The organism is Chitinophaga sp. (genome assembly GCF_036566945.1).
Classification (GTDB): Bacteria; Bacteroidota; Bacteroidia; order Chitinophagales; family Chitinophagaceae; genus Chitinophaga.
In genome coordinates, this window is the sequence record NZ_DATCVJ010000393.1 from 1 (window position 1) to 9,677 (window position 9,677).

General features: G+C 45.6%; 8 protein-coding genes. 5 read left to right on the forward strand and 3 right to left on the reverse strand.

Going from position 1 to position 9,677, the window contains the following annotated elements; translation table 11 throughout:
• The first annotated feature begins 176 nt into the window (after positions 1–176).
• Complete coding sequence (locus tag VIP81_RS11585) at positions 177–914, forward strand: HAMP domain-containing sensor histidine kinase (RefSeq protein WP_331960195.1); 738 nt, start codon at positions 177–179, stop codon at positions 912–914.
• Here the strand turns inward: VIP81_RS11585 and VIP81_RS11590 are convergent.
• Complete coding sequence (locus VIP81_RS11590; RefSeq protein WP_331960198.1) at positions 900–1,928, reverse strand: gliding motility-associated C-terminal domain-containing protein; 1,029 nt, start codon at positions 1,926–1,928, stop codon at positions 900–902. The two genes, VIP81_RS11585 and VIP81_RS11590, sit on opposite strands and share 15 nt — an antisense overlap.
• A 252-nt stretch (positions 1,929–2,180) precedes the next feature.
• On the opposite strand from VIP81_RS11590, the gene VIP81_RS11595 reads away from it, so the two are divergent.
• Positions 2,181–3,134 (forward strand): hypothetical protein, encoded by a 954-nt coding sequence (locus VIP81_RS11595; RefSeq protein WP_331960201.1) that lies wholly within the window; start codon positions 2,181–2,183, stop codon positions 3,132–3,134.
• A gap of 287 nt (positions 3,135–3,421) precedes the next feature.
• Entirely contained in the window at positions 3,422–4,135 is a 714-nt protein-coding gene (locus VIP81_RS11600; RefSeq protein ID WP_331960204.1) for a pirin family protein, read from the forward strand.
• On the opposite strand, the gene VIP81_RS11605 is transcribed toward VIP81_RS11600, so the two are convergent.
• A complete protein-coding gene (locus VIP81_RS11605) occupies positions 4,136–6,532 on the reverse strand; it encodes an ABC transporter permease (protein WP_331960207.1) in 2,397 nt (798 codons plus the stop codon).
• Positions 6,533–6,717: 185 nt separating this feature from the next.
• Here VIP81_RS11605 and VIP81_RS11610 point away from each other — a divergent pair, with 185 nt between their 5' ends.
• Together VIP81_RS11610 and VIP81_RS11615 are read left to right on the forward strand one after the other, a co-directional pair.
• Positions 6,718–8,232 (forward strand): PAS domain S-box protein, encoded by a 1,515-nt coding sequence (locus VIP81_RS11610; RefSeq protein WP_331960210.1) that lies wholly within the window; start codon positions 6,718–6,720, stop codon positions 8,230–8,232.
• A 5-nt stretch (positions 8,233–8,237) separates the two neighbouring features.
• The gene (locus tag VIP81_RS11615; protein WP_331960213.1) at positions 8,238–9,296 is read left to right on the forward strand and encodes a response regulator; all 1,059 of its coding nucleotides are present in this window, start codon (positions 8,238–8,240) and stop codon (positions 9,294–9,296) included.
• A gap of 2 nt (positions 9,297–9,298) precedes the next feature.
• On the opposite strand, the gene VIP81_RS11620 is transcribed toward VIP81_RS11615, so the two are convergent.
• The coding region (locus VIP81_RS11620) for a hypothetical protein (RefSeq protein WP_331960216.1) at positions 9,299–9,677 on the reverse strand (379 nt) is incomplete at its 5' end.

The following is a 9,677-nucleotide window of genomic DNA, read 5'->3' on the forward strand; positions in this document are numbered from 1 at the left end:
AACAACCCATAAAACACAATACTGTAGCATATTATATCAAACACAACAAAATACATTACTAATAATAGTATGTATTCTTTTAAAACTTACGTATATTGCATATACAACCATATTTGTCCTGCCAATATCTTTCGAAATACGAAACCTTATTTTCTATTCAACCAAAAACCAAGCGTATGCTGAACCATATTAACAGGCATGCAATCAGAGAAAAATCATTGCTGGAAATGAGGTCTGAATACATTTCCATGGCGACCCATGAATTTAAAACGCCTATCATCGCCATCTCTTCTTCTATTGAATTACTGGAAACAAAAATGCAACTGGATGAATTAATGTTGCCTTTTTATGAACGAAATATTTCCCGCATCAAAGAAGAAATTGTTGTACTCCGCAACATGGTCGATGATATCCTTACCAATGGTAGCATAGCAGCCGGCCATCCTGTTACCCAACCAGAAGCAACAGATGTGTGCAGTTTCGTGAAGATGATCAAACAACAATACTTTCACAAACGCGCTGACAAACGGCTGTTGCGGATCAAAGTTTCTGGCAGGCCGCAGCTACTCTCTATAGACAGGAGTCATTTAGCCGGCATTCTCACCAACCTTATCAGCAATGCATTTAAATATTCTTCCGGCCCCGGGCCACTACTCAGGCTGCATTACAGCAAACATCAGGTAAGCATCAAAGTAAAAGACAATGGCATTGGTATACCGGAAAAGGATATACGATTTTTATTCACGCCTTTTTTCCGTGCCGGAAATGTGGGCAACAGGGAAGGTACCGGACTTGGATTGTCCATTGTAAAATCATTTGTAATTGCCAACAACGGACATATCTCCGTCAGCAGCGGGACAAATGGTTCTGTTTTCACGGTCACCTTTCCGTTATCGGTGTCAACGCAACAATAATACACTTCCTTTGAGCTGGTGCGGCTGTTGGCGGCTATCTGTATACGTACATACGTATACGTAAGCCTGCACATCCGCCGGCGATCCTTTAAAACTACCGTCCCAGCCCAGTTCGGGAGACTGACTCATAAACACCAGTTTCCCCCACCTGTCGTATACCTGTAACCGGTAGCCATGGATGGCATCATATACCTTTGGCCGGAAAATATCATTCTGCCCATCATGATTGGGACTAAAAGCGGTAGGCATCACCACCAGGCAATTTTTCCAGGGCGACTCCACCACAGCGGCAACTGTTGCAGTGAGATGATGGCTGTCCTGTATTTCGGCGGTATGCTGCCCGGCCGCCAATCCCGGAAATACACTATCTGTTTGCCATCTCCCATTATCCAACCTATATTGAAAAGGCGGGATCCCATCCCTTATATGCAGCGTAATACGCCCATCTGCCACTTCCCCGCAAGTACAGGGTATAACTGACGCCGTGAGCACAGGTGGTAACAAACGGTCTATTGCCGATAAATTATCCAACAGCAAAGCAATGCCATATTGACTTTTATTGCAAGGCAACGTGGGATACGCCAGCAAAGAAATATAACGATACGATGCAGAAGGATGAAACACCGCGTCATACCGTTTCCAGGTATCATGCGTAAAATTTCCGGACGACCATAACATTTCCGCCGTATCTCCCGGTGCATTGCCGCCGTAAATGGCCAGGTTACCATAACAGGCCGGATACAGATAATAAGTCGTATACGCCAGGTCCATACTCAGCACATAGTCCTTATTCGCCTCCACCGGCTGAGCCAATTTTTGTCCGATTCCTTCCAGAAATCCCTTACCGCTATGCATGCCTACATAACTTTTACCAGCTGAAGGTGATAGCTTTATTTCAAAAATACCCGGCTGCGTATCCGGTGTACCCAAAACAATATACCAGGGAGCAGGTAGTATTCCCTTCCCCGGATTCCCCTCCAGGGAAGGATTGCTGAATGGTATATGTTGAGCCACTACCCGAACAGATAAGAATAAAAATAGCCAGCAGCATAGCATTCCGTATATAACACCTCGTTTTGAAAACATGCAGTTCATTTGCCGCATTAAAATTACCCGTTATAAAAGTGATGACATATACTCAATTGAGTAGTTTGTATCCTTTACATTTTTTTGTTTTATTTACCTGAAAAAATATCTTTGCCCCGGAAATTACCCCTGCACACGATTGTGCAATTGCCTAATCCGAATAAAAACACCATTAGCATCATGAAAAGATCCATTCTGTACATCCCCCTTGGCTTCGCGCTGACAGCCATTGCCATGTCATGTAACAACAACGGGAAAGCAAGTAGCAACAACAGCGCCTATGAAGAAAAATCGGCGTCCTCCGCAAATGAAGTCATTGAATACACCAACCTGATCGTCGACCTGTCTAACAAAAACTCCGATTATGTTGTCCGCCTGGTAAAAAATGCTGACCGTGTAGAAGAGTTATTGAAAAGTAAAGGCAATCCGGTGTTCCTGAACAGCATCATTAAACCTATCATGATACCTTCTTTTTCTCACGGGAAAATCAAGGTAGACCAACCCGTAGATGCCCTGAACAAAGCAGATCAGGCATTCTTCAAAGAAAAAGTTGCCGGCTTTACCAGTTCCTTTGATAAAATAAAAGCCACCTATGCACAGCTGGACGACTACCTGAAAGCACAGGACTTTAAAGATGACAAAGGCGCCAAAGGACTTGCCCTGGCAGATTCTGTCCGCAGTAATGCACAGGTATTCTTTGATCAGAAAGTAGTGCTGATGAAAAGAGTAAATGAAGTAGCAGATGCCAGCGAAGTAATTATCCTGAAAGACAGTCCGCTGAAAGATTACATCATAGCAATGAAAGCAGATATGCAGGCCGTTCGTAATTATATCAACCTGCTGGAAGAAGGCGGCGAAGATTATAATAAAATAAGTGCCGCTGCACAAACAGCCTATGATGCCCTGGAAAAAGACCAGGCAGCACATGCCGCACTGGATCTGACCAACGCAGAAAAAGAAAGTAAAGGTTCCTCCTACAAATCGTTCTGCGACAGCTACCATGAATTCCTCCTGATGGCCAAAAGAACGATGCGTGATGCCAAAGAAAAAGGTGCCATGACCGAAAGCCAGCTGGAAAGTCTCAATAACTCACTCGATACGATGATCGGAAGGTATAACAGCTTCACCAAATAAAAGACAACAAAAAGCCGCGGTCAGGAATGACCGCGGTGCTTTTCTTATCCACTCGTTTATCGTTGTAAACTCAACTCCGTTTTTGTTGCAAACTGCTGCAATATCACCGTGATCTCTTTCTCCAGCGCCTCACCTGGCAGCTCCTTAAATTGTGCAGCAAAAGTAAGCGCATAAAAAAAATAACACTTACGCGTTCGGGAAACATATTTACGAGATGCGGAAATTTGATGTTAACTTAGTTGACCCGGATTTCAAACAATTTTTACCCCCCTACTGTTCCTTATAATATGAAACTGCAACATTTCCCCGCAAGCGAAAGAGGCATCAAAGACATTGGCTGGCTGAAAAGCAATTTCTTCTTCAGCTTCAGCGATTACTACCATCCCATGCGTAGCGCATTTGGTTCACTGATCGCCTTCAACGACGACTTTGTACAGGCAGGTACAGGCTTTGGTATTCACCCACATGTCAACATGGAAATCATCTCCGTGCTACTGAAGGGGAAAATGAACCATAAAGATAGCATGGGGTACATCACAGAAATAGAAGCACCTGCCGTACAGATCATGAGTGCCGGCAGCGGACTACGACATGAAGAATATAATATAGGCACGGAAGAAGTTAACTTCCTGCAAATCTGGATTGCGCCCAAGCAACAAAATATTGCACCCCGTTATCAGCAACGAAGCTTCCCCAAGGAAAGCTGGAAAAACAAACTGGTCACCATTGTATCCGGTGAAGAAGGTATGCAGCATTGCTGGATCAACCAGAATGCAAAATTATCACTGGGCTATTATGAGCAACCCCACCAACTCACATATACCTTTCATCCACTGAATAAATGCCTGTTCATTTTTTCTATTGCCGGCGGCCTGAGGGTGCAGGACCAGGTACTGCAGGAACGGGATGCAATCGGATTATGGGAAACCGGTGAAGTACAGTTGCAGTGCACAGAAAAAACTGCCTTCCTCATTATTGAAACACCTATTAATCAGAAGTAATCAGGCATTTTTCAAATGCCGGGCAGGATTCATCAACGCCGACCTGAGTGCATGAAATCCTACGGTAATGAGGGCGACCAAAGCCGTAGCGATTCCGCCCAAAGCAAATATCCACCAGCTTAGCGGCGTACTATAGGCATATGACTGCAGCCATTCCCGCAGGAAATAACCTGCCATCGGCGCGGCTACCAAAAATGCAACACATACCATTCCGATGAATTCCCTTGAAAACAGGTAGATGATATTTGCAGGCGTAGCCCCGAGTATTTTACGCACGCCGACTTCCTTTAAGCGTTGTACTGCCATGTAAGACGACAATCCATACAACCCCAAACAGCTGAGGAATACAGCGATCAGCGCAAATAGCTCATACAATCTGGCCAGTTGCACTTCATGCACATAGAAGCCGGCAATGGTATCATCCAGAAATCGGGGATCATATGGATCATTGGGATAGATGGCCTTAAACAGCGCTCCTATCTTATCTACCGCCCCTGGCAAGCCCGTGGCCAGCAGTTTCACAGAGGCCATATTGCGGGAAAGCGGATCATTGTACAGCATCACGGGCGCCATCTTATCTTTCCCGGAGGAAGTATTGAAATCTTTCAGCACCCCTACAACAGGTCCTTTTACAGCACCATCCCACATACTTATTTCTTTATCCAGCATTTCCTCCGCCCCATGAAATCCAAGTTGTTTTAACATAGCTTCATTCACTAAAAATTCCCGGATACTATCTGTCGCCGTCACATTACGGCCGGCTATCAGCCTCATCTGGTAGAGTGGCAAAAATGCGGCATCGACCGATTTATAAATGGCAGCAAACGACGCCATTTCCGGCGCGTGATTGAATTTGAATCCGGTCCATGAATTATTACCATCCGCCGGCGGTGCTGTACTAAAACTAACCTCCTTGACCATTGGCAACGCAGCTATCCGGCTGTGCAACAATTCAATTTTACTCATGGCCTCCCTCCCTCCCGGAACAGGCACATTCAAAATCAGGCGCTTTTCGAAACCCATGGGCATGGTATTAAAATGATGCATTTGCTTTACGATGATCAGCGTGGCAATGATCAGCGATTGCGCCACCACAAACTGAAATACTACCAGCACTTTACGCAGCTGAACGCCTCCCACAGGCACCGTAAGCAGTGACCCTTTCAATACCTGTACCGGACTAAACCTGCTGATCAGCAATGCCGGATAAAATCCAGCAGTCAGTGTAACCGTTACCGTTATCAGCCCGAAAAATCCCATTACTGCCGGCTGAAAAAGCAGCGACCGCTGTAGATCAATTTGCAGCAAATGCCCTACCGGTACCAAACAGGCGCCTGCTATCAACAGCGATAAGATCCCTGCTACCTGCACCAGTAAAAATGTTTCGAGAAGAAACTGCTTCCGCAGCTGTCCGTTGTTGCCGCCCAATACTTTACGTACGCCCGATTCTTTGGCTCTTTTCACCGACTGTGCTACAGACAAATTCACAAAATTCACGACCGCTACCAGCAATATAAACAGGGCAATGCACCACATCGCATTGATACGGCGCCTGTTGATCCCGTTGCCTCCCATATTGGTCATGCTATCATCCAGGTGTACCACAGACAACGGCTGCGTTTCCAGGGTATGAGGATGCTCACCGCTCATATACTTGTGCGACAAGGCATTCAGCATAGTCTGTAAATGTGAAGGAGACGTATGTGGCAACAACAACGCGTAACATTGATGGCTTTCAGAAATACTTGCCCAGTCGGTAGTTCCCGGAAACATCAAACGATAAGGCACCATCACAGTAAACCGGAATTCTGTATTCGCCGGGATGTCCACCACCCCACTTACTTTCAGAGGAAAAGGCCCTACCAGCTCCACGGTTCTGCCCATCGCCAGCCGCCAGTCACCGAAGTAGCGAATAGCCGTTTCCTTTGATAACACCACAGCATCCATTTGTGATAATACCACCGGACTTCCTGCCAACCAGGAAAAAGAGAAGACATTAAAAAACGCCGGCGTAATCGCTACCATTCCCTTTTTTTCCCTAAACAGTTTTCGGCTGATATTTTTTTCATCAGGGATGGTAACAGGCATATCCTGAAGGGAAGCTACCGGCACAACTTCCTTCACAGCAGCAACCTCTTCTTTCAACACAGCCGGCAAAGCAAACGGTGTTCCCGAAGAACGGAGCATACCATTTTCTGCCCGATCGAACCGGGTCACCAAACGAACAATATTGGCTTTGTTAGCATGAAAATCATCAAACCCCGTTTCAAAACGGATCAGGATAAAAATAATCATGCAAACTGCCAACCCTACTGCCAGTCCAACGATATGAAGCAGCGTATATATCTTGTTGCGGAATAAACTCCGTAAAGTCGTTCTGAAGTAATGACCAATCATAAGCGGATGTTGATACTAATAAAATGCCACTACAATATGGCAATTATTCTGAGATACTTATCCATGTAATAAAAAAAACTATGTCCGTTATAAAACACTTAGCGTTCGTTTTTGAACAAGCTGTATTTTATTCCACCGGGATTCATTAAATTTATATAGCACCGAAGTAAAGGGTCATTACGGGTATGATTAACACGACTCAACATAGTTACATAGGTTTCGAAGTACTCTTTAATCATGCCACCATTGGCATCCTGGTAGCCGATAGTCACAATAACATACTGATGGCGAACCCCTTCCTGCTTAACCAGTCCGGCTATACGAAAGAAGAAATTACCGGACAACCTGTTACGCAATTGCTGCCGGACAATGAAAAAGAACATATCGCACTGCGAAAAGATGGCAGCAGATTTCCGGTAGAAATCAGTCTTGGTGAACATACTACCCCGGAAGGACCACTAACCATCATTTACGTCATGGATATTTCCGACCGGAAAATATCCGAGCAAACCCGGCAACAACTCGACCAACAGAAAAAAGAAGCGGCCCTAAAAGATGGTGCCCTGCAAAGAATGAATAGCTTCCTTAACAGCCTGTGGACCAATGCCGGCGCCATGATCATTGTGATCAACACAGATGGTTTTATTAAATGGTTCAATCCTGCCGCAGAAAGAATACTCGGCTACAAAGCCAGTGAAGTGATAGATGTATGCACCCCGCTTATGTTACATAATCCGGAAGAAGTGGCCCTGCGGGCAGAAGAATTTTCCCGGCAACTGCAACAAGCGGTAGAACCCGGTATGGAAACACTAACGATCAAGGCTAAACTGAATTTACTCAACGAATATGAATGGAGCTATATCCGCAAAGATGGTAGTTCACTCCCCGTTTCACTCACTGTATCCGCCATCCGAGATGCCACCGACATTACCGGGTATATTGGCATCGCTATTGACCTTTCCCGCATCAAAGAAGCGGAATCAGAACTCCGCATCTCACTGGAAAAAGAAAGAGAACTCAATGAACTGAAGTCGAGGTTTGTATCCCTTGCCTCCCATGAATTCCGGACACCACTCAGCGCCATTCTTTCTTCTATATACCTGGTATCCAAATACGAAGGCGCCGATGATGTATCGAAGCGCAGCAAACATATTCAGCGCATTATTTCTTCCGTAAATATGCTCACTGATATCCTCAACGACTTCCTCTCGGTAGGAAAAATAGAAGAAGGAAAAATTCAGGTCAGACACAGCACTTTCGATACGGCCAAACATATCGGGAATATTCTCGGTGAAATGGATGGTCTCAAAAAGCCACTGCAGAATATATACTATGCGCACCATGGTACACAACAGGCATATCTGGACCCTACGCTACTTAAACACATTGTTATGAATCTCGTTTCCAATGCCATCAAGTTTTCCCCGGAAGGAGCGATCATTTCAATCCGCACGCAATGCAGCAATACCCTATTCCAGCTATCTGTAAAAGATAAAGGAATAGGCATTTCCACCGAGGACCGTCAACACCTGTTTGAGCGGTTCTTCCGCAGCCAGCATGTAGCCAATATTCAGGGTACAGGACTCGGCCTCCACATCGTAGCCAAGTACGCAGAACTCATGAACGGTACCGTTGCCTGCAACAGCGCGCCGGAAAAAGGTACTGAGTTCCTCGTCTCCCTTCCCTTTCCCCAAAACTAATGACAATGGAAAAAATACTGCTGATAGAAGATAATGCCGCTATCTGTGAAAATGTGGCAGAAATTCTGGAGTTAGCGAACTACCAGGTGCTCACCGCCGCCAATGGGAAAGAAGGCGTATCCATGGCACTGGAACACCTTCCCGATCTGATTGTATGCGATATCATGATGCCGGTACTGGACGGATACGGTGTATTGCATATGCTCCATAAAAACAAAGCCCTGCAAACCACTCCCTTTATCTTTCTCACCGCCAAAACAGAACGAACAGATGTCCGGAAAGGAATGGAAATGGGCGCCGACGATTATATCACCAAACCATTTGAAGGAACAGAACTGTTGAGCGCCATTGAAAGCCGCCTGAAAAGATGCGCTGAAATAAAGCATAACTCCGCCACCGGCATACAGGGACTGAACATCTTACTCTCTGCCAGCAATGGTGCAGATCATCTGTCCCTGCTGAAAGAAGACCGTAATACCAATCATTATAAAAAGAAACAAAGCATTTATGCCGCCGGCAATCGCCCCGACTATTTATACTACCTGCTGCATGGCAAAGTGAAAACGTACAAACGCAACGACGACGGGAAAGAGCTGATCATAGGCTTATACAACGAAGGTGATTTCCTGGGCTACAATGCGTTATTGGAAGGCGGCAATTACCAGGAAAATGCCGAAGCCATGGAAGACACATTGCTGGCCGTTATTCCCCACCAGGATTTTCAACGGCTGATCAGCAGCAATCCGGAAGTACTGGGAAAATTTATTCGTTTATTATCCAGGGAAATGGCGGAAAAGGAACAACAACTGATCGGTCTTGCCTACAATTCCCTGCGCAAAAAAGTAGCGGAAGCACTCGTGATGCTCGATAAGAAATACAATAAAACAGGGAGTAAAAATTTTTCGATAGATATCAGCCGGGAAAACCTGGCAGCAGTGGCGGGAGTAGCCAAAGAATCCCTCATACGCACCTTGGGCGATTTCAGGGACGAGCGGTTGATCGCTTTAAAAGAAGGACAGATAGCGGCCCTGTCTATCAAAAAACTTACAGAAATGATTAACTGACATTACACTTTTTCCGCTGCTATAAAAATCAGGAAAGCCTGCTTCACTTTTTCGTGCTCCTGCACCATTCCTTCCACATCATTTTTTAATAACGCAAAAGAACGCGGCGCAGCAGTATCAGCCGGTTGCTTTTCCAGCCAGGCCAGCTGCTCGTTTATTTCATGCCGCAACAACACCATCGACTCTTCCCGATCCAGCATAGTTAACTGAAATTCTTCCGCTTCCTCCACAAATGAACGGCGCGTAGATTCCTTTAACGCAGCCGCCAACCGCGTAATCAGCGAAGCATTATCCTCTCTTAAGGTTTTCAGGATCCTGATCCATGTCTTGCAAACCTCCTGGTACTCAAGATAGGGCGGATCACGCTGCAGTTCGTACGAC